20 protein-coding genes and 1 other annotated feature are annotated in these 20,348 nt (G+C 43.8%); of the genes, 8 read left to right on the forward strand and 12 right to left on the reverse strand.

Annotation, left to right across the window (positions count from 1 at the left end):
* Positions 1 to 121: 121 nt before the first annotated feature.
* Positions 122 to 421, forward strand: a complete 300-nt coding sequence (locus A5886_RS13400) for an SdpI family protein (RefSeq protein ID WP_086275592.1) — start codon at positions 122 to 124, stop codon at positions 419 to 421.
* Positions 422 to 465: 44 nt separating this feature from the next.
* On the opposite strand, the gene A5886_RS13405 is transcribed toward A5886_RS13400, so the two are convergent.
* The 7 genes from A5886_RS13405 to A5886_RS13435 form a co-directional block, all read right to left on the reverse strand.
* The gene (locus A5886_RS13405; protein ID WP_086275593.1) at positions 466 to 1,179 is read right to left on the reverse strand and encodes an AAA family ATPase; all 714 of its coding nucleotides are present in this window, start codon (positions 1,177 to 1,179) and stop codon (positions 466 to 468) included.
* Positions 1,180 to 1,241: 62 nt separating this feature from the next.
* Positions 1,242 to 1,682, reverse strand: coding sequence for a hypothetical protein (locus tag A5886_RS13410; RefSeq protein WP_086275594.1), 441 nt, complete (start codon positions 1,680 to 1,682; stop codon positions 1,242 to 1,244).
* Positions 1,683 to 1,887: 205 nt separating this feature from the next.
* Positions 1,888 to 2,844 (reverse strand): oxygen-dependent tRNA uridine(34) hydroxylase TrhO, encoded by a 957-nt coding sequence (gene trhO / locus A5886_RS13415; protein ID WP_086275595.1) that lies wholly within the window; start codon positions 2,842 to 2,844, stop codon positions 1,888 to 1,890.
* Between the two features lie 107 nt (positions 2,845 to 2,951).
* Positions 2,952 to 3,689 (reverse strand): alpha/beta fold hydrolase, encoded by a 738-nt coding sequence (locus A5886_RS13420; protein ID WP_086275596.1) that lies wholly within the window; start codon positions 3,687 to 3,689, stop codon positions 2,952 to 2,954.
* Between the two features lie 123 nt (positions 3,690 to 3,812).
* On the reverse strand, positions 3,813 to 4,685 hold the full coding sequence (gene scrK / locus A5886_RS13425) for a fructokinase ScrK (protein ID WP_086275597.1): 873 nt from the start codon (positions 4,683 to 4,685) through the stop codon (positions 3,813 to 3,815).
* 253 nt (positions 4,686 to 4,938) lie between these two features.
* Complete coding sequence (locus tag A5886_RS13430) at positions 4,939 to 5,433, reverse strand: LURP-one-related/scramblase family protein (protein ID WP_086275598.1); 495 nt, start codon at positions 5,431 to 5,433, stop codon at positions 4,939 to 4,941.
* Positions 5,434 to 5,436: 3 nt separating this feature from the next.
* On the reverse strand, positions 5,437 to 6,312 hold the full coding sequence (locus tag A5886_RS13435) for an SPFH domain-containing protein (protein WP_086275599.1): 876 nt from the start codon (positions 6,310 to 6,312) through the stop codon (positions 5,437 to 5,439).
* A 166-nt stretch (positions 6,313 to 6,478) separates the two neighbouring features.
* Between A5886_RS13435 and A5886_RS13440 the strand changes: the two genes are divergently transcribed.
* Positions 6,479 to 6,835: a hypothetical protein gene (locus tag A5886_RS13440; protein WP_086275600.1), complete on the forward strand. Its 357-nt coding sequence runs from the start codon at positions 6,479 to 6,481 to the stop codon at positions 6,833 to 6,835.
* Positions 6,836 to 6,870: 35 nt separating this feature from the next.
* Here the strand turns inward: A5886_RS13440 and queG are convergent, their stop codons facing one another.
* Positions 6,871 to 8,049 (reverse strand): tRNA epoxyqueuosine(34) reductase QueG, encoded by a 1,179-nt coding sequence (queG, locus tag A5886_RS13445; RefSeq protein WP_086275601.1) that lies wholly within the window; start codon positions 8,047 to 8,049, stop codon positions 6,871 to 6,873.
* Between the two features lie 242 nt (positions 8,050 to 8,291).
* Between queG and A5886_RS13450 the strand changes: the two genes are divergently transcribed.
* The 4 genes from A5886_RS13450 (at position 8,292) to dhaL (ending at position 12,836) form a co-directional block, all read left to right on the forward strand.
* Entirely contained in the window at positions 8,292 to 10,619 is a 2,328-nt protein-coding gene (locus tag A5886_RS13450) for an HAD-IC family P-type ATPase (protein WP_086275602.1), read from the forward strand.
* A gap of 215 nt (positions 10,620 to 10,834) precedes the next feature.
* Complete coding sequence (gene dhaM / locus A5886_RS13455; protein ID WP_086275603.1) at positions 10,835 to 11,239, forward strand: dihydroxyacetone kinase phosphoryl donor subunit DhaM; 405 nt, start codon at positions 10,835 to 10,837, stop codon at positions 11,237 to 11,239.
* A complete protein-coding gene (gene dhaK, locus A5886_RS13460; RefSeq protein WP_086275604.1) occupies positions 11,236 to 12,219 on the forward strand; it encodes a dihydroxyacetone kinase subunit DhaK in 984 nt (327 codons plus the stop codon). Before dhaM ends, dhaK begins: the two co-directional genes overlap by 4 nt.
* Before the next feature lie 14 nt (positions 12,220 to 12,233).
* Positions 12,234 to 12,836 (forward strand): dihydroxyacetone kinase subunit DhaL, encoded by a 603-nt coding sequence (dhaL, locus tag A5886_RS13465; RefSeq protein ID WP_086275605.1) that lies wholly within the window; start codon positions 12,234 to 12,236, stop codon positions 12,834 to 12,836.
* Between the two features lie 100 nt (positions 12,837 to 12,936).
* Here dhaL and A5886_RS13470 read toward each other — a convergent pair whose 3' ends face one another.
* The 4 genes from A5886_RS13470 to hisS form a co-directional block, all read right to left on the reverse strand.
* Positions 12,937 to 14,817: an acyltransferase family protein gene (locus A5886_RS13470; protein ID WP_086275606.1), complete on the reverse strand. Its 1,881-nt coding sequence runs from the start codon at positions 14,815 to 14,817 to the stop codon at positions 12,937 to 12,939.
* A 204-nt stretch (positions 14,818 to 15,021) separates the two neighbouring features.
* Positions 15,022 to 15,897: a YitT family protein gene (locus A5886_RS13475; protein WP_086275607.1), complete on the reverse strand. Its 876-nt coding sequence runs from the start codon at positions 15,895 to 15,897 to the stop codon at positions 15,022 to 15,024.
* Positions 15,898 to 16,051: 154 nt separating this feature from the next.
* On the reverse strand, positions 16,052 to 17,827 hold the full coding sequence (gene aspS, locus A5886_RS13480; protein ID WP_086275608.1) for an aspartate--tRNA ligase: 1,776 nt from the start codon (positions 17,825 to 17,827) through the stop codon (positions 16,052 to 16,054).
* Complete coding sequence (gene hisS / locus A5886_RS13485) at positions 17,824 to 19,137, reverse strand: histidine--tRNA ligase (protein WP_086276069.1); 1,314 nt, start codon at positions 19,135 to 19,137, stop codon at positions 17,824 to 17,826. The genes aspS and hisS overlap by 4 nt, the downstream gene beginning before the upstream one ends.
* Before the next feature lie 120 nt (positions 19,138 to 19,257).
* Positions 19,258 to 19,464 (reverse strand) — a binding site (T-box leader).
* Positions 19,465 to 19,601: 137 nt separating this feature from the next.
* Here hisS and A5886_RS13490 point away from each other — a divergent pair.
* Positions 19,602 to 20,051 carry an acyl-CoA thioesterase gene (locus tag A5886_RS13490; protein ID WP_086275609.1) on the forward strand — a complete coding sequence of 150 codons (450 nt, stop codon included), beginning with the start codon at positions 19,602 to 19,604 and terminating at the stop codon, positions 20,049 to 20,051.
* 72 nt (positions 20,052 to 20,123) lie between these two features.
* On the forward strand, positions 20,124 to 20,294 hold the full coding sequence (locus tag A5886_RS15920; protein WP_086276070.1) for a hypothetical protein: 171 nt from the start codon (positions 20,124 to 20,126) through the stop codon (positions 20,292 to 20,294).
* Positions 20,295 to 20,348: the final 54 nt, after the last annotated feature.

A 20,348-nucleotide genomic window follows, 5' to 3' on the forward strand; every position in this document is an offset into this window, starting at 1 on the left:
AGCATTGGAATAGTTTGAATTTTCTGATAAATAAAGAACAAAACTAGTCATGTTCCCTTTAAATAAATATCACCCATGCTATACTGCAAAGAAAGAATCAAAACGAAAAGGAGTGGTAGAAATGGATATCGGATTGATGTTATTGGTGCTGACTGTTATCAACTGTTTTGTTTATTTTCTCTTTTATCGTGGAACCCCGATGCGCTTGTTTGGGTATCGTTCCAAACAAGCCATCGCAAATCCAGAAAACTGGAACTTTGCGCAAGTATTGTTTTGCCTACTGGCTTTCTTATTGTTGAGTGCTGTCATCACGTTGCAAAGGACAGGGATCATCAACCAAAACGTCTATACACTTCTTTCCTTTGCTGCTTATATCTTTTCCGCAATTATTGTAGAAATTGTTCTTTATGTGCGGAAATGATCGTTATTCAACGAATAGGCCTCCAAAGCCCCTCCGTTTCTCTCCTACAACAAATAATGCAACATTCTTTCTGGGTCATCGATAAATGCTTTCATATCAGTGTATGCTTGAGTTTCTTCATATGAAATTTGTTGGATCCCTTGCTCAGAAATATGCAAAATCGCAGCATCTGGCAGCGCCAGCAAGACTGGTGAATGGGTGGCAATGATCAATTGACAGTTTTCTTGCTGCGCTAAAATCGTCAGCTCTCTCAGTAACGTCAACTGATGCGTTACCGACAATCCTGATTCTGGCTCGTCCAATATATAAAAGCCATTCCCCCGAAAATGATTCATCACAATAGACAGCATACCCTCTCCGTGAGAAAAATGGTGTAGCGAATCTGTTTCATAATATCCAGCCAATCCCAAATCATCAATTTCAGTAGCGATATTATAATACGTTTCTGCCCGCAAAAAAAAAGTATCTTCAGGAATCTTCCCTTTTCTAATCAAACGAAGCGATTGATAAAGGTTGGAGTGAGAGGGTCTAGTCGCAAACTGAAAATTCTTGGTCCCACCTTCCGCATTCATCCCATAAGCCACAGCAATGGCTTCCAGCAACGTAGACTTCCCAGCACCATTTTCTCCAGCCAAGAAAGTCACGGGGCGCTCAAAGCTCAAAAGTCCCACGTTTTTGATATGCTGGATCATAGCCAATTGAAAAGGATACACATGCTCATTTACTGGCTCTTCGATTTTGATTCCTGTTAAAAACATCCTGTACTCCTTTCTTCCCCTAAACACAAACAATACGCCCAACGACTTCCGGTGCACTAATCCTAATACCCTTCATAATAGATATCCCGGTCATGTTTTAGCACAACCGTTTTATCCTGGATGCTTGCACCCGTCCACACATAATGGATAGTCTCTCCGATAGCAAATTTTTCAAAGTATTGCTTTATTTCTTCTTCGCTGTTCCCCACCATAAAAGAAGACGGATGATTCTGCCCTTCCTCATAAACGATGGTGAGTCGGTCACCGACAGCCAATGTGACTGAACGGCCTGAAACAATCTGAATGTCTTCAATTTCCATCACCAAGAACAAGGCTTCTGGATTGACTGATGTCACCTGTCCGATTACTCTATCTGGCGGCAATGCGCCAGCTAGCCGCTCACTATTTGGCTTACAGCCACCTATTCCCAGCAAAACAACGCCTATGACAAAAAGACGCCTTCTACAGACCAAACTGTCTTTTCGAATCAAATTGGTTGTCATCTCTGGCCCCTCCATTTGATACTATCCTCAGATCCTTTTGCTAAAATGGTACCGTACACTCGGTCTATTGTAAATAGAGAACAAATGCTTGGAAAAATAGTCACTACACGCTGCATTCGGGGCAAAGCGCAAAAAAACACTTGCTCGTATATCCGGTTTTACCCGCACAACCAACAAGTGCCTTACCAAAGATTTGATTTACTGCTTACGCTTGCATTGCCTCAACCGCAAAGTTTGCCAATAAGCGTTCTTTTTCCGCTTCTGAAATGCCGTGTTTTTCGACATAGCGGTTGTGCGCATGGATCGCACAATCATAGCTGCAGGCACCTAAATGGGCTGCTTGATTTTCTTCTGATGTCAAGAACTGACGGTTACATTCCGGATTGGCACAGTTCACATAACGTTCACATGGCGTTCCATCGAACCAGTCGCGGCCAATCACTTGTTTGTCCACATGATTGATCTCAACACTGATCCGTTCATCAAAGACATACATTTTGCCATCCCATAATTCTCCTTGCACTTCAGGGTCGTTCCCATAAGCAAAAATACCACCATGGAGTTGCGCAACATCTTCAAATCCTTCACGCAGCAACCAACCAGAGAATTTCTCACAACGGATACCACCCGTGCAGTAAGTGACGACTTTTTTGTCCATAAATTGCTCTTTATTGTCAACGATCCATTGTGGCAATTCACGGAAGCTGCGAATATCAGGTCGTACAGCCCCACGAAAATGGCCTAAATCATATTCATAATCATTTCGAGCATCGATCACGACTGTATCTTCATCTAGCAAGGCTTCTTTAAATGCTTTAGGATCTAAATATTTGCCCGTCATTTCCAGTGGATCAATGTCGTCTTCAAGGTTCAACGACACCAATTCTTTTCTTGGACGGACAAAGATTTTTTTGAAGGCATGGGCGTCGACTTCGTCGATTTTATAGTAAATACCTTTGAAACGCGGATCAGCTTCCATCATTTCACGGTATGCATCTGTAGCTTCGATCGTCCCTGACAACGTCCCATTAATACCTTCATTTGCGACTAAAATACGACCTTTGATGTCGTTTTCTTTACAAAATGCTAAATGCTCCTTCGCGAAGCTTTCTGGATCTTCAATCGTTGTATATTTATAAAACAATAACACACGGTAATTCACAATAATTCCTCCTTTTTTTGCACACTACAGTATAGGTTATCTCGTGACAAAAAACGAGTTTTATGCTTGTACCTTTTCACACAATACCAACAGCAGCTTTGAAGGACCTACTGCAATGCATCCACAAAAAAATCGGTCACTTGATCCATGGTCTCACCTCGAACCAAATGCCGTTCTTCGCGGGAAATAAACTGCAGATTGGCATCAGGATTGGCCGTTACAAAGTCCGCAACGTCTTGATACGGTATCTTTTCATCTTGGGTACCATGCCAAAACAGCAATGGTCGTTGCCCTAATTTCTCTGGCTGTGATTGCAAGTCATAAGCATCCATCCAACCCAACAGTTTCGCATAATCTTCCGGCACAAAGAAACCAGCTGCTCCAGCGTGGGTTTGGATACGTGCCCGATAGTTGATCATCGAAGGCGAGCCCATGATACAAGCTGCCGCATTGATTTCTGGATGCTGACACAACAGACCGCAAGTGGTCATTCCTCCCATGGAAACACCGCCGACTGCGATTTGGCCATTGACCAAGCCCAAATTTTCAAAAAAATCGACCAAATAGGCAAACTCAAATAAATTGGTTTGAATACTTTGCCAAAAGGTTAGGGAGGGAATCTCTGATAGCGCCGTTTTTCTTTCGCCGTGATTGGCCGCATCAGGCAGAATCACCCGAAAATTGGCGCGGGCCAACTTCCGCCCTTGGGTCAGAACCAACTCTTTACTGGTTTGCCAACCGTGATAATAAATAATCAACGGCAACGGTTCATAGATCAATGCTTCAGGCACCACTTCTAAGACCGGAATATTACCGATTTTTCTTTTACGTACAGCTATTTTCATACTTTCCACCTCACTGTAAGTATACGAAAAGTCTCGCTTTCTGCAAAGAAATCTATACTTTGCCGTTCCGAAGAATACTGATTCAAGAAAAGAAGGTCATGCAACTACAGCATGACCTGCTTTTTATGCGTGTAAAACAGCTTCTCTGGCCAATGCCAAACAGCCTAATGTGCCGGCATTGTCTTCTAATGCTGGCGTAACGATATACTTGTCCAAAGCGGGTGTTTCCACATAACCATTGACCAACGCTTTGAATGCTTGCCGCACATTTTCCAGCATATGACGTTGCTTCATGACACCACCGCCAAAAATAATCACATCTGGGGAAAGCATCAACGTTGTATTATATGCACATTGTGCAATATAGCTCGCTTCAATCGCCCAATACGGATCGTCTTCAGCTACATCTTGGCCTTTTTTGCCTAAGCGCTTTTCGATGGCGGGGCCAGCGGCCATTCCTTCCAAGCAATTGCCATGAAACGGACAGCTGCCTTCGAAATCATCTTCTGGGTGCGGTACCACCAAGGCATGACCCATTTCAGGATGACTGAATCCTTCGACAAAGCGCCCTTCTTGCAGCGCACCACCGCCAACACCCGTACCAATCGTATAGTAGACGACACTATTGCGGCCTTTCCCATTGCCAAAAACATACTCCCCGTATGCTGCGGCATTAACATCTGTTGTCCAGGAAATCGGTATTGGAAATTCTTTTTTCATGGTGCCGATAAAATCAAAATTCTGCCAAGCCAACTTTGGTGTTGAGGTGATATGGCCATAGGTAGGGGATTCATGATGAATATCGATTGGACCAAAAGAACCAATCCCAATCCCTACGAGCTCTTCTTGATATTGTTTAAAAAAATCAATCACCAACGCCATCGTTTCTTCTGGTGTCGTGGTTGGAAAACTGACCCGTTCTTTGATCGTCATCTCTTCATCGCCAATCCCGCAAACAAATTTCGTGCCGCCGGCTTCGATCGATCCATATAACATAGACTCCACTTCTTTCTTCACTTGATACTTTATTTTAAACAAATTTAGTGAAAATTACTAGCTGATCTGCGAAACTTCTTTAAGAACCAAACCTTGACAGCAAAAGGTTCTAACCGGTTTCATTACAGGACTCTTTCGCTGACAAAGCAAACATGTGCGTCAAATAACCAACCACGCTACTTTCAAATGCCAAAAAAGATGAAACGCCTTATTTGTGGCATTTCATCTTTTTCCAATCACTTCTGATAGACAATTACGAACTTGCAGAACTTGCTGCATTGTCATCTGCCTTCACGCGGTCAATGGCGATCACCAATGAAATGATCAAATCATCCATATCCTCTTCGTAGATCACGACTTCATAGGTATCCCCCCATGAAATCCATTTCTTATGGATCTCAGCGATACGTTGACCATGACGGTTGACGACAAAATCCATATCCCACCAATTGCCGTCAACATCGATACCGGCTGCATCGATTGAATATTTGGCTTTGAACAATGTGAGCTGCTTTGATAAGACGATGGCTTCTTGTCCATGGACTTCAACAAAAAACTTAGGCAGCAAACTAAAGATTTTCTTAGTGATTTCTGCTACGGGCTGTCTTTGCTCATCCAGAATCTTGAAATGTTTGGGAATCTGCATGAAGCTGCCTTCCACGTAGTAACGAGGATTTTGCTGTTCATCCATGACTGTAAACTTCTCGCCAATACTAAAGACTTTCTGCTTGATATATAGTTTTTTCAAGGATTACACCCCTTTTTCTTTGACATCACCGGTATTGATCACTGGTTGTGTCCCTTTGTCAGTGATGATCGATACCAATAAATTGTTGATCAATTGAACTTTACGATCATCCGTAAAATTGATATCTTGCCCATCTTCGATTTGTTCTAGGGCCATCTGCGTCATCGATACGGCTCCTTCAACAATGATTTGACGTGCCGAAAGAATGGCTTTGGCTTGTTGTCGCTGCAACATTGCACTGGCAATTTCTGTTGCGTAGGCCAAATGATTCAACCGTGTTTCGATAACTTCGACACCGGCAACAGCGAGTCTTTCCTGCAATTCCTTGGCCAACTCTGCCGAAACTTCATTGGTATTGCCTCGTAACGTAATATCATCATCATTGAATGTATCATAGGGATATTGCGTGGCAATATGCCGAATCGCGGTTTCACTTTGGATCTCAATAAAATTTTGATAATAATCAACATCGAACAGCGCTTTGGCTGTATCAACGACTTTGAATACGACCACAGCGGAAATCTCGATGGGATTTCCGTCAGAGTCATTGACTTTTAATAGCGAACTATTAAAGTTGCGGACTTTCAATGATACGTTGACCTTTTGGGTCAGCGGTGTGGTGACAAATAAGCCATTTGATTTGATAGTGCCTAAATATTGCCCAAAGAAGAGAATCGCCTTGGCTTGGTTCGGTTGCACGATGGTCAGTGAGCTGAGGAATAAGAAGGAAATAATCCACAACACCACACCGATGATGATTTCAGCTGCGCGGGAATAGATGGCTCCATCATAAAATAAATACGCCCCGCCAATCAATAACCCAATCAAGACCACCAATGCCAAATACCCATTTACATGAAACGTTTGTTTTTCTTTCATTTTGTTCCTCCCTTTTCCTTGTTCCTTTCATCTTACCGCGGTTGGCAAAACTCTGCAAATGTTCTTACGCATTTTTGGATAAGCCAATCGTCCTATTTTGCTTTTGCCCGATTTCCCGTTACAATTAATGTATCAACCAATCAAAAGATGAAAAGGAGCAAAAAGCATGGCACAAAAAATTGATTTAGAAAATACCAAATGGTCATTAGAAAACATTATCAAAACCGTCGGCAGTGATTTGTCTTCTGTCGTTGAGATCCAAAACCAAGAAGGCATTGATGTAGTGGTTATCTCAAAAGATGAATGGCAGCATTTGCTGGAATTATTGGATACGCGTCATGCTGAGGGATACCGCTTGGATCAAGAGCTGCCTGAAGATATCTTAATTGATGTCGCAGATACAGATAACCAATATAATGAAGAAGGTGACTTGGAAATGGACCTGCCTGAACGGGTCCATCCAGCACCAGATTTTGAGCTAGAAGCTGAAGAAATCGTTGAGAGCGATGATGTATTAGATTAACAGAAAAGGCGAATCCTGTGCGGATTCGCCTTTTCTCATTCATTTGTATTGTTCCCTTGTTTGTCGATAACAGCTTGCAGCCGGTCAATAGCCGGCCCTAATTCATTTTGGGCTTCTTCTTCCAGATCAAGCAATTGACACTCTTGCAATCGTGATACCCATACTTCAGGTTCTTTGACGCCAAGTTGTCCGATGGCCCAGTACGCGGTAGCGCGAATCACCGGACGGACGTCTTCAGTCGCACAACGCCAAATCTCTGGCAATGCGCTTCGGTCTCCAACATTGGCTAAGGCAATGATTGCATTGCGCTGCAGCGGCTTTTTCCCCCGCCACGAACCGGATAAATGACCGAATTGGGCTTTAAATGCTTTATTCGACATAGACAACATTGGTTTCAACTTAGGATAGACACTTTCTACTTCCGGTTCCATCTCTTCATGGAAATGAGCATCTTTTCCACGATTGTAAGGACACACCAATTGGCAAATATCACAGCCATAGATAACATTGTGCATTTTCTTGCGGTATGCTTCAGGCATCATCCCTTTGGTTTGCGTTTGATAAGACAAACAACGTTGCGCATTCATCCTGCCATCCCCCAATAACGCCTTGGTGGGGCATGCGGTGATACAGCGGGTACACTCCCCGCAACCAAATGGCACTTCCTCATCTGGGGCGAATGCAATATTGGTTACGATCTCACCCAAATAAACAAAAGAGCCAAACTCCTCTGTGATCAACAAGCCGTTACGCCCGATAAACCCTAAACCAGCGCGTTGTGCTGCGGCCACATCTACCAATTCGCCCGTATCGACTTGCGGGGCAAAGCGCCACTCTGCACCTTCTTCCATTGATTCTGCTTGCCGCTTGATAAAGTCGATCAGCTTATCTAAGCGGTCTCTTAACACATCATGATAATCAATCCCCCAAGAAGCGCGGGCAAACATGCCTCGTTTTTCATCCCGGGGTACTTTTTCTTTGATTTTTGTTGGATAGGCCAACGCGATTGCAATGATTGTTTGCGGGTTTTCGAAAGTTCGTTCTGGATAGATTCGTTCTTCGATCACCGGATGTTCAAAGCCTGACGTATGACCTTTGGCTTTTTGTTCCTTCAACGACGCTTCTAAATGGGTAAACGGTTCTGCCGACGCAAAGCCGATTTTGTCGATCCCTAAACGCTGACTTTCAGCGATGATTCTTTCTTTTAACGACATGGACACGCCTCTTTCAATGACGGACAGGATCGCCGCCAGTCTAAAGAATATTTTTTTACTTTCCTATTATACGAGAGTGATGAAAAATTGTCGATGACCCAGTCCGTAATAAATGGGCACGGGTGTTATTTTGAAGCAAATTTTAAGATTTCAATTAGCTTTCATTTGGTACCGTTATCATGGATTACTTCAAAAGAGCAACATGCTAGACTAATGGTAGAAAAAGAGAAATGGAGAAAAGTATGGATCAAACAACGATTGGGCTGACGACTGAAGACGCAGCCGCGAAAACACAGAAAGGGTTGCACAATGACTATGAAACAACCGCCAGCAAAACAACTGCAGCCATCATCAAAGACAATTTATTTACCTTATTCAATTTCCTCAATATACTGATTGGGGTCTTCTTATTTGCGGTCGGTGCCTACTCGAATATGTTTTATTTGGTGATTATTTTGGTCAATATAACCATCGGGATCAGCCAAGAAGTGCATGCCCGCAACTTGGTCAAAAAACTCTCTCTCGTTGCCCCACAGACCTTGCGTGTATGGCGAGATGGGCAACTTAGCAACCATCTATCTAAGGAACTCGTACTTGGCGACTGGGTGGTGCTTGGGGCTGGAGATCAAATACCTGCCGACATGACGATTCAATCTGGTCGTGTCGAGGTCAATGAAGCCATGCTGACAGGCGAAGCCGATCTTGTCATCAAACAGGTAGGCGACAGCTTATTGTCTGGTAGTTTTATCGTCAGCGGAGAAGTAACTGCCGAAGTCATGCACGTGGGTGCCGACAATTATGCAGCCAAACTTAGCAACAAAGCCAAGGTGCACAAACCAATACGTTCAGAATTGGTTTCCTCGATTCGTCGAGTATCAACGTTCACCAGTTATGTGATCGTTCCACTAGGAGTGGTTTTGTTTCTACAAGCTTATTTCTTGCGTGATACAGGTATCAAGTCTTCCGTGATCGTCTCTGCTGCAGCATTGCTAGGTATGCTGCCAAAAGGCCTTGTCCTATTGATCAGCATCGCGTTGACCACTGGTGTGATCAAGCTAGCTAAAAAACGGATATTGGTTCAAGAAATGCACGCCATTGAAACATTGGCCCATGTGGATACCCTTTGCTTAGATAAAACTGGAACCTTAACGGAGGGCAACATGCAGTTAGAAGATGTACTGCCTCTGCAAGACGCAGTTGATCCTAACCTGCTGCTTGGTCATTATCTGTCAGCCAGTACCGACAATAATTTGACCATGCAAGCTTTGCGAACAGGAATAGCTGACATGCCAGGTGAAACGCCGCAGACAATCATCCCCTTTTCTTCCGAGCGTAAATGGGGGGCTGTTTCCTTTGATGCACTTGGCACATTGTATATGGGGGCCCCAGAAAAAATCGCGGATAGCGCGCATCTGCCGCAAGTCAAAAACGCCCAAGCAGCTGGTTTGCGGGTACTGATTCTTGCACAGACCCCAACAGCCCATCTGAATGAAGCAGATTTTGACCCGACAGCCTCCCAAGCAATCGCCGTCATCGTTTTATCTGATATTATTCGGCAAAATGCCCAAGAAACATTGTCTTATCTTACAGAAGAAGGTATTGATTTGAAAGTGATCTCCGGGGATAATCCAATGGCCGTTTCTGCCATAGCAAAACGCGCTGGTGTCCCTTATGCTGAAAAAGCAGTCGACTTATCGACATTCGCTACCGAGGAAGAGGTCCGCGCAGCTGCATTGCACTACACGGTATTTGGTCGGGTCACACCAGAACAAAAGAAATTATTGGTAGAGGAATTAAAAGCCGCTGATCGTACCGTTGCTATGACGGGTGACGGTGTTAATGATGTATTGGCCTTGCGGGAAGCAGATGTCAGTATTGCCATGGCTGCTGGAGATAGTGCAGCCCGACAGATCGCCAATTTTGTCTTATTGGACTCAGATTTCACAACATTGCCCGATGTCTTGTTTGAAGGCCGTCGTGTAGTCAATAACGTGACCAAAGCTTCCGGTATTTTCTTTATCAAAACGATTTATAGTTTTCTCTTGTCGCTGATTTGTATTCTGACGTCTACTGCTTTTCCATTTTTACCAATTCAAATCACGTTGATTGATTTGGCGATCGAAGGGTATCCATCATTCTTCCTATCATTTGAAGAAAATAAGCAACGTATCCAAGGCCGCTACTTATCTACCGCTTTATTGCAGGCCTTGCCAAATGCACTTCTGGTGTTGGTGAATTATTTTGCAGTACGTTTCTTACAAGCAGATTATGGATGGAACACGATCGATACCACTACATTGCTGTATTACTTATTGATCGGCATCAGCTGTTTGGCAGTGATCCGTGCTTGTTTGCCGCTGAATCCTTTACGAGTATTTTTGGCGGTCACCACCACCGCAGGAATCTATGTCGCAGCCATGCTCTTCCATCAACTGCTGGAAGTCAGCTTCTTAACAACGATCACGCGCCCGTACTTTATTGGTTTGATGAGCATCAATATCGTTTTGTACGTTGGTTTGTCTCTATTGGCCAAAAAATGGTCTGCTATACGCCTAGCCAAAGCAAATTGAACACACATCCATTGAACGTTTTCGCAATCATGCGAAGACGTTCTTTTGTTTTAATGAGAACAAACAAATGAAACTAGCAGAAATCCATGCAAGATGGATGAAATTTGTTATACTAGTTTTGTAGGCGGTTACAGTTTTTGCGTATCCTTTGCTTGTCACATACGCTGAAACGAACGGTCCTGCAAATTTTGCTTAGAAAGCGTTGGTGATCTTGAATGAAAAAAAGTATTTTACTTGTTTCTCACAGTCAACAACTGACCGAAGGCTTGAAATTGATGATTGAAGACATGGCAGATTCAGAGACAGTCACCTTGTATTCTCTCGGTGGTACAGCAGAAGGCGATCTTGGCTCCGATGCCACAAAAATCGTAGATGCGGTCAACCAAACAGATGAGACAGCAATGATTCTCGTCTTTGCCGACTTGGGCAGTGCCGTGTTGAACGCTGAACTTGCCTATGACATGCTAGAACCAGCGCAGCAAGCGCGCTATCACCTGATCGATGCACCCCTGGTCGAAGGCGCCTTTGCCGCCGCTATCACAGCTGGTTTTAGTGATGATTTGGCCCAAATAACTGAAGAAGCAAAAAAAGCAGCCGAGAAAGGATGGCATCAATCATGAAAAAAATAATCAATGCCCCCAGTCAAATAGTCGAAGAAATGTTGGCAGGTTTAGCCACCAGCTATTCTGACGTGATCCATCAAGTGGAGGGCACACGGGTATTGGCGAAAAATGATGATCACCCGCAAGTAGGTCTTGTTTCTGGCGGTGGTAGCGGTCATGAACCAGCCCACGCTGGCTTTGTAGGCGATGGTATGCTCAGCGCAGCGGTTCTTGGTGATGTCTTTACCTCTCCGACGCCTGATCAAATATTGAGTGGCATCCAAGCAGCTGAGCAAGGCAAAGGTGTTTTATTGATCGTTAAAAACTATACAGGAGATATTTTAAACTTTGAGATGGCTAAAGATATGGCCGATATGGAGGATATCCAAACAGAGATCGTTGTCGTGGATGACGATATTGCGGTTGAAAATAGTACGTATACCGCTGGCAAACGAGGTGTTGCCGGTACGGTACTTGTCCATAAAATTCTTGGAGATGCTGCCCGCAGCGGCAAGTCTTTAGCAGAATTGAAAGAACTTGGTGAAGCCCTTGTTGTGACAATCAAAACGATTGGGGTTGCCCTCAAAGCAGCGACCGTTCCAGAAGTAGGCAAACCGGGATTTGATTTGGCCGATGATGAAGTCGAATACGGTGTTGGCATCCATGGAGAACCCGGCTATCGTCGCGAAAAATTGCAACCATCAAAAGCACTGGCAAAAGAATTATTAGACAAACTATTGGCGGATTATCCGCAACCACCTAAACAGATTGGTGTCTTGATCAATGGCATGGGAGGGACACCATTAATGGAGCTCTTCGTCTTTGCCAATGATGTCAACGCATTACTGAAGGAAAGAAATATCACTGTCACTTTCCATAAAGTCGGCAACTATATGACCTCAATTGATATGCAAGGTTTATCATTGACCGTGATCGACTTCACCGAAACAGATCATACCACAGCGCTGCATGCACCAGTTACAACGATTGCCTGGTAAAGGAGGAACAGCAAATGAAATTGACAACAGAATCGATCCAAGCTTGGCTGAATGCGTTTACGCAAGCGATCGAAGAGAACAAAGGCTATTTAAGCGATTTAGACACCCCGATTGGTGACGGGGATCATGGCAACAATATGGCTCGTGGCGTGGCTGCTTATCAAGAAGCCTTTCAAAAACAAGCGCCGCAAACAATCAGCGACACCTTCAAAGTACTATCTATGGCGATGATCTCAAAAGTGGGCGGTGCTTCTGGTCCCTTGTATGGCTCAGCATTCATGAACATGACCAAGGCCACCAAAGACCTCGACACGATCGACTCCTATGCGCAACTGGGGGAAATCATCGCACAAGGCCTGACAGGTATCACCCAGCGGGGCAAAGCTGTCTTCGAAGACAAAACAATGGTCGATGTCTGGCAGCCTGTCGCAGAAACGTTACAAAAAGGCAGCTTGTCCAGCGCTGATATCGAGGCAGCCAAAGCACATACGAAGGACCTTGTAGCGAAAAAAGGCCGTGCATCTTATTTAGGCGAACGCGCAATCGGCCATATCGACCCAGGGGCAGCTTCCAGTGCACTGCTGTTTGATACATTGTTGCAAGTGATTGAAGCATAAGCAGCGTCTCACATCTAATAAATACGAAAAACACCCAAGCAACCAAGAGCGCAGCTATCGGCGATTGACCGCAGCTGCGCTCTGTGACTTGGGTGTTTTTTTAGTCTTGTGCTAAGATCGTTTGTGCAACTAGCTTCACGTATTCTACCATCCCATCAGGATTCGGATGAACACGGTCTTCATAAAACCATGATTCTTGACTATTGCTGAGATCATACCAATCGATCAACGTCATATTGTCGTATTTTTCAGCCATTCTTTCCAGCATGCGATTGACTTCATTTTGCCAGCGTTGTGTAGGTACGCGGACATTGATCCAGTATACATCACGGTCGCCGATCTCGCTCATAAAGCTGTCAAATTGCGCTTCAGTAAAGGAACCGTTTGTCCCTAAGCCAACCAAGACCGTATCTCGCAACAACCCTTGATCTTTTAATGATTTGATCAAATCAGGACTAGCATATAACTGACGGCCGACATCGCCATCAACGACAGCTTGAGGAAATAGTTCTTGCAAGTCTGTTGTCGCATCCAACATCACCGAATCACCAAAAGCCGTGATGTCCAGTGATTCAGCTTGTTTGACTTGGGTTTCCGTCAAGTCGTATTTCGTCATGATATCTTGTTCTGCCTCCGTTGCATTAGAGCCATCACTACTATCTGTGCTGCTTTCTGTTGCTGCATCAGTGGCATTCTTCTGCGTTTCCTCTGCGGCCTTCTTATTGGCTGCAATCGTATCTTTCAATTGCTGTTGTTCAGCATCGACGTAATTTGTTGGTGCTGAAACGATACCCACCAAAGCAACCACTGTAATCAACGTGCCCGGAAGGACCCATGGTTTTTTCCAACTGAAAAGTGGTTTGCTGAACCAGCCGCGAATGGTGCTTATCGTATACCTATAGTTGAATTTCCGCAATGGATTCTCAATGAAGCGATACGACAATTCACTAAATAACAAGATCAAAAACAACTCAATCACTGTATGTAAAAGAACATTCTCACCAATATTGCCAACTTTTGCTTCGTAGAATATCATCACAGGAAACTGATACAAATAGATCCCATAACTGCGTTTACCAATATAACTGAACAACGGATTGCTCAAGAGGCGATTCAGACTCGCCCCCGGATGCGCAGTGACTGCCACCAGTACTGTGGCAAGAATACTGATCACAAACATCCCACCATAATAAACGAAAGTCAAATGATCATCCAGCAAGAAAAATGCGGAGATCAACCCAATTAATGAAACCAAACCAGATAAATCAAGGATTCGTTTGGCTTTTGCTGGAATGTCCTTTTTCAAGTGGGTCGTTGGCCAAATGAAAGCCAGCGCACTCCCCATCCAGACCGAGAACAAACGGGTGTCTGTTCCATAGTACACCCGCGTGGGATCTGCACCAGGGGTATACAAAACAGCGAACAAGATACCTGACAGGATCGTGATACCCGCCACGATATTAAACACACGACTGCGCTTTTTACCGATCTTCATCAACAGAACAAAAACCAATGGCCAAATCAGATAATTCTGCCCTTCGACTGCCAATGACCATAAATGTGTAAACGGTGATTCATTACCAAACCGGTCAAAATAAGATAAACCATGATTGATTTGCCACCAATTGTTGTAATATAACAAGGAACTAACGACCACACCGCGAAGATTGTTCAATAAATTGCGTTGAAATAAAGTGATATACGCGGCAGCCAAAACCAGCATGACAGCCATGCCCGGATAAAGACGTTTCATCCGCCTGACATAGAAATCGATGATCTTTATTTTGCCATTTTGATCCCATTCTTGCCGCAGCAAATCGGTGATCAAATAACCTGATACAACAAAAAATACTGGTACGCCTAAATACCCGCCCCGCATTTGGGTAGGTAATAAATGATATAAAATAACGCCGATCACAGCTAGCGTCCGAATGCCATCGAACCCCGTGATATAACGGCTTGTGTTTAAACGTTTGCTCATTATCCAACCACTTTTCTCAAATTGATCCATTTGCTTTTCTAGTAAAAAACGATAGTAAAAATTATTGTTGCTTCTGTCATTCTCTCATAATTTACCAGAAATATCCCTATCAAAGCTAGCATCTTTCGTTATATTTCTAAAAAAATTAATTTTTGTATAAAAAAAGCATTTCAATTACGAAATACTCTTTTTTCTTGCTTTAATTTATAACTCTTCTTCATAAAAACGACCCACTATTTGTACGTTGTCCGCAATACTGACAAAGGCCTTCGGATCAGACTCTTTCATGGCACTGCGCAGCATGGGCAACTCGAAGCGTGTGACAACTGTCAACAAGACTGTTTGTTTGTCATGTTTGTAGGCACCTTCTGCTTCATTGATGATCGTAATCCCTCGTCGCATATGACGCTGAATCGTTTGAATGACCTCTTCAGGGTTTCGTGTAATGATCGTCACTTGCATTTTCTTTTGTTTCGTAAAGACTGCATCGGTCACTTTCCCACTGACAAAAATCGCAATCGCACTATATAATGCATATTGCCAGCCAAATAATATACCCGCAGCAAATAAAATCACGATATTGAAGCCAATCGAGATCGAGCCGATCGTCCGTCCGGTCCGTTTACGGATCGCAATACTGATGAAATCAAGACCACCAGAAGACAAGCCATTCTTCAAGGCATAACCAATGCCAACACCACTGATGGCACCGCCAAAAATCGCACAGATCATTGGATCTGTCGTGACCGTTTCTTCTGGCAACACTTGAACGAACAAAGAGGTCAGTAAAACGGTGATACCTGTAAAAATCGTAAATTTATGACCGATTTTGAACCAACCAATAAAAAACAACGGAATATTTAGTAAGAGCAACGCCATTGAAACTGGAATATAAAAACCCAACCAGTCTTTCGATAACGTCGTGATGATTTGTGCCACCCCGGTGATGCCGCTGGAATAGATGTGCCCGGGTTGATAAAAGAAGTTGACAGCAATCGATGCCAATAGCGCATAGACAACAGAAAAAGATAATTTACTCGCATAATCTGGATGTGGGAGCCATTTGAATATGGGATTCATTGCATTTAGCAGCCTCGCTTTTTTGATTTGCTTTTATTATACGTCAGAGGACAAAAAAAGAAATGAACAATGAAAGAAATTGATAAATTCTCATGAAATATATTCATTCCTTCATCAATTTCTGTCACATTACTCATTTCTCAGCGCTTATCGTCTATTCTTCTTCTTCGACCGTTGTCACATCAATACTCAAATCGAACAATTGCATTGGCGATACGGTACTTGGTGCTTGTGACATTGGGTCAGCAGCTTTTCCGTTTTTAGGGAAAGCGATGACTTCACGAATGTTGTCTTCTCCGGCCAATAACATTGCCAAGCGATCCAACCCTAAGGCAATACCGCCATGAGGAGGGAAACCATAGTCTAGTGCATCTAATAAGAAACCAAATTGCGCTTGCATTTCACGACGTGAGAAGCCCAATGTTTCAAACATTTGTTCTTGAACAGCCCGATCATGGATCCGCAATGAGCCGCCACCTAGTTCATAGCCATTCAAGACAATGTCGTACGCTTCAGCGTATACTTTTGCAGGATCAGTGGCCAATAATGGAATATCACTTTCTTTTGGCAATGTGAACGGATGATGCGCAGAAACAAAACGACCTGCTTCGTCATCATATTCAAATTGCGGCCAGTCAGTCACCCATAAGAAATTGAATTTGCTCTCATCGATCAAGCCCAACTCTTTCCCTAATTTGTTGCGGATCGCACCCAATGTCGCTGAAACGACTGCAAATGAATCTGCACCAAACATCAAGATATCGCCTACTTCTGCATCAGCAGCCGCGATGATTTCATCGGTGACTTCCGTCAAGAATTTTGCAATTGGTCCTTTTAAGCCATCTGCTTCGACTTTGACCCATGCCAACCCTTTGGCACCAAATTGACCAGCATAATGTCCTAGATTGTCCATATCTTTACGAGAATATTTGTCCGCTGCACCTTTGGCATTCAAGACTTTCACAACGCCGCCTTTTTCAAGGGCCATCTGGAATACTTTAAAATCGACATCCTTCACGACGTCAGATAGATCCACCAATTCCATCGCAAAGCGTGTATCTGGTTTATCACTACCATAGCGGCCCATTGCGTCGTCATAGGTCATACGTGGGAATGGCAATGTCACTTCTAGTCCTTTGACTTCCCGCATCACTTTCGCCAACATTTCTTCAGTGTACGTTTGGATTTCTTCCGCAGTCAAAAAAGTTGTTTCGATATCGACTTGGGTAAATTCAGGCTGACGGTCACCCCGCAGATCTTCATCACGGAAACAACGAACGATTTGATAGTAACGATCAAATCCGGCACCCATCAATAACTGTTTGAAGATTTGCGGAGATTGTGGCAATGCATAAAAATGACCTGGATGAACCCGTGAAGGAACCAAGTAATCCCGCGCGCCTTCAGGTGTAGATTTGGCTAAATAAGGCGTCTCAATATCTAAAAAGTCATTGTTATCCAAGAAATTGCGAATAGACTGCGTCGTTTTTGCCCGCATCACGATATTTTTCGTCATTTTTGGACGACGCAAATCTAAATAGCGGTATTTCATACGAATCTCATCACTGACTGTTTGGTCATCTTCAATCAAGAAAGTCGGTGTTTTCGCAGTATTCAAAATCGTGATATCCGTGATCATCACTTCATATTTACCTGTGACCATTTTAGGATTGATTGCTTCCGGCGCGCGGTTGATGACTTCCCCCGTCACTTCCAGCACATACTCGCTGCGGCATTTATCCGCGATTTCCCATGCTTCTTTTGACACTTCAGGATTAAAGACGATTTGCACGATGCCCTCTCGATCCCGAAGATCGATAAAGATCACGCCTCCTAGGTCACGACGTTTTTGGACCCAGCCTTTCAATGTGATTGTTTGGTTTAATTGGGCCTCTGATACGCGGCCGCAGTATTCTGTTCGTTTACTCATTTGTCTTCTCCTTGTTCGATCATAATAGTCGTCATTTCATCATAAATTTCATCAAAATGATCATACAGTGCTGTCAATGGAAACTGTTTTTCCACGCGACTAGCCATTGACTTGATATTGATCACTTGTTGCGCCAATTCAGTTTCACCTAAAGTCAGCACCAATTGAGCTCCTTGTTTGTCTGCAGACTTGAATTGCGCTTTGGCTTTGCGATCCATAAAGTCGCGATCTGCTGAAAAACCAAAATTGCGAATCGCTTGGACGACTTTCAAGACCGCCAAATTGGTTTCTTGGCCCAACCCTACGACATACGCATCCAATTGGTTTAATGCCGGGATGACCACTTCTTCTGCTTCTAATGTCAGCAGCAAGCGTTCTACCCCTAAAGCAAAGCCAAATCCGGGTGTTTCTGGACCACCAAGTTCTTCTACTAAATGGTTGTATCTGCCACCGGCACAAATCGTCGCTTGTGCCCCCATTTTTGGTGCGTCACTCATGATTTCAAAAATCGTGTGGGTATAATAATCCAGTCCCCGAACCATCGTTGAATCAATCTCATACGCCACACCCAATGCATCCAGCATCGCAACGACCGTATCAAAATGGTGTTTGGCTTCCGGAGTCAAGTAATCTAAGATCGATGGCGCATCTGCCACAAATCGTTGATCCCGCTTGTCTTTACTGTCCAGTACCCGTAGTGGATTCTCATGCAAGCGGCGTTTCGAATCTTCACTTAGTTCTGCTTCATGCGGGACCAAATAATCAATCAATGCTTGGCGATACTGTTGACGGGTTTCTTTATCCCCTAATGAATTGATGACCAAACGCAGTTGGTTCAAGCCAAGCTGCTGATAGAAATCCATCGCCATGGCCATTGTTTCTACATCTGTTGCTGGATTGGCTGATCCAAAGACTTCTACACCGATTTGGTGAAATTGGCGCAGACGGCCTTTTTGCGGTCTTTCATAGCGAAACATTGGTCCCATATAAAATACTTTATACGGTTTGGTGTATTCAGGACCAAATAATTTATTTTCTACATAAGAACGGGCAATCGGTGCTGTGCCTTCTGGTCGTAGTGTAATATGACGCTCCCCTTTATCGTGGAAGTCATACATTTCTTTTGAAACGATATCTGTTGTATCCCCAACACTGCGGGCAATCACTTCAAAGTGTTCAAAAATCGGTGTACGGATTTCGTTGAATTGATAATCGCGGAAGACCAAGCGTGCGGTTTCTTCCAAAAACTGCCACTTTTCTGATTCTCCCGGTAAAATATCATTTGTCCCTTTTGGACGTTGGTAGCTCATCATTGTTCATCCTCCTATTGTTTCACGGGTCTTGCTCGTCATCTGCCTACCGGCTGCTGCTTCTTATATATTGGGTTGGTTCTGATTCGAAGTACAACAAAAAACTCGCCCTTGTTTGTTCACAAGGGCGAGTTATCACACGCGGTACCACCTAAAATTCGAGAAATTGCTTTCTCCTCAGCACGATTAACGCTCGGTCACGGAACAGCTTTACCTCTGTTCATCTCCAGATTGTCTTTCCTTTGGTCGGTCCTTCACTGCTTTCAGCCATGGCAGTTCTCTCTTTTAAGGGCAAAATCAAAGTACTCGATCCTTCATAGATAGTAGATATTATCTATAAACTACAAGAAATTGGTAGAAATGTCAAGATTTTTCAAGTTTTTTTCAGCACTTTAGCTACCCTTTTTCATCCCTTTCCTATACACTAGACTTGAACTATATGAAAGAGTTGAGGAGGAACCAACATGCCATTATATCCAGGCTATACCCGCAAGCCCCATTATTACGAAACGGATCAGATGGCGATCATCCACCATGCCAATTATATTCGCTGGTTTGAAGAAGCCCGTGTCGAACTGCTGGCCTATTTGGATCTGCCCTACCACACGATCGAGGCAGCCGGCTTGATTGTACCAGTGCTAGGTGTATCGGCACAATACAAGCAAATGATTCGCTATGAAGATGAAGTATTGATCAACGTATTGGTGGAGAAGTACACAGGCACTCGTTTAGATTTCCGTTATGAAGTGTACAAAACCAGTGATGGGCAATTAGCCACCGTCGGCACTTCCCAGCACTGCTTCTTGTCTAAAGAGACGAATCGTCTCGTACAGTTAAAACGACAATTCCCTAAGATCCATCAGCGTTTTGCGGCCTACGCTGCATTGTCTGAAACTGCTGCAGACACAGAGTGACCAAGGCAGAAAACTTGCTTTTTGAGAATGCTTTCGTATAATCTAAAGTAATTTCAAGGAAGGAAGATGGCGATGTACGTTATCAAAGTTTTGCATGGATACATTGGCAAAGATGGTCGTCGCACACGTGAAAAAATTCCAGACAAGTTATGGGTCTTTGAAGATCGGCAGCAGTCCGAAGCATTTGCAGAAAAAATTGGTGGTCGCGTCAAACCGTTGAAAGAAGTCAAACAACATACGTAAACAAGCAGCAGCTAGATTCTTTTCGAAAAGAACCTAACTGCTGCTTGTTTGATG

Source organism: Candidatus Enterococcus testudinis, from assembly GCF_002140915.1.
Classification (GTDB): domain Bacteria; phylum Bacillota; class Bacilli; order Lactobacillales; family Enterococcaceae; genus Enterococcus_D; species Enterococcus_D testudinis.

Bases quoted from the DNA above. Each gene is read 5' to 3' on its own strand.
- A5886_RS13400 (WP_086275592.1), top strand. From the start codon at position 122: ATGGATATCGGATTGATGTTATTGGTGCTGACTGTTATCAACTGTTTT.
- A5886_RS13405 (WP_086275593.1), bottom strand. From the start codon at position 1,179: ATGTTTTTAACAGGAATCAAAATCGAAGAGCCAGTAAATGAGCATGTG.
- A5886_RS13410 (WP_086275594.1), bottom strand. From the start codon at position 1,682: ATGACAACCAATTTGATTCGAAAAGACAGTTTGGTCTGTAGAAGGCGT.
- A5886_RS13420 (WP_086275596.1), bottom strand. From the start codon at position 3,689: ATGAAAATAGCTGTACGTAAAAGAAAAATCGGTAATATTCCGGTCTTA.
- scrK (WP_086275597.1), bottom strand. From the start codon at position 4,685: ATGTTATATGGATCGATCGAAGCCGGCGGCACGAAATTTGTTTGCGGG.
- A5886_RS13435 (WP_086275599.1), bottom strand. From the start codon at position 6,312: ATGAAAGAAAAACAAACGTTTCATGTAAATGGGTATTTGGCATTGGTG.
- A5886_RS13440 (WP_086275600.1), top strand. From the start codon at position 6,479: ATGGCACAAAAAATTGATTTAGAAAATACCAAATGGTCATTAGAAAAC.
- queG (WP_086275601.1), bottom strand. From the start codon at position 8,049: ATGTCGTTAAAAGAAAGAATCATCGCTGAAAGTCAGCGTTTAGGGATC.
- A5886_RS13450 (WP_086275602.1), top strand. From the start codon at position 8,292: ATGGATCAAACAACGATTGGGCTGACGACTGAAGACGCAGCCGCGAAA.
- dhaM (WP_086275603.1), top strand. From the start codon at position 10,835: ATGAAAAAAAGTATTTTACTTGTTTCTCACAGTCAACAACTGACCGAA.
- dhaK (WP_086275604.1), top strand. From the start codon at position 11,236: ATGAAAAAAATAATCAATGCCCCCAGTCAAATAGTCGAAGAAATGTTG.
- dhaL (WP_086275605.1), top strand. From the start codon at position 12,234: ATGAAATTGACAACAGAATCGATCCAAGCTTGGCTGAATGCGTTTACG.
- A5886_RS13470 (WP_086275606.1), bottom strand. From the start codon at position 14,817: ATGAGCAAACGTTTAAACACAAGCCGTTATATCACGGGGTTCGATGGC.
- A5886_RS13475 (WP_086275607.1), bottom strand. From the start codon at position 15,897: ATGAATCCCATATTCAAATGGCTCCCACATCCAGATTATGCGAGTAAA.
- aspS (WP_086275608.1), bottom strand. From the start codon at position 17,827: ATGAGTAAACGAACAGAATACTGCGGCCGCGTATCAGAGGCCCAATTA.
- hisS (WP_086276069.1), bottom strand. From the start codon at position 19,137: ATGAGCTACCAACGTCCAAAAGGGACAAATGATATTTTACCGGGAGAA.
- A5886_RS13490 (WP_086275609.1), top strand. From the start codon at position 19,602: ATGCCATTATATCCAGGCTATACCCGCAAGCCCCATTATTACGAAACG.
- A5886_RS15920 (WP_086276070.1), top strand. From the start codon at position 20,124: ATGTACGTTATCAAAGTTTTGCATGGATACATTGGCAAAGATGGTCGT.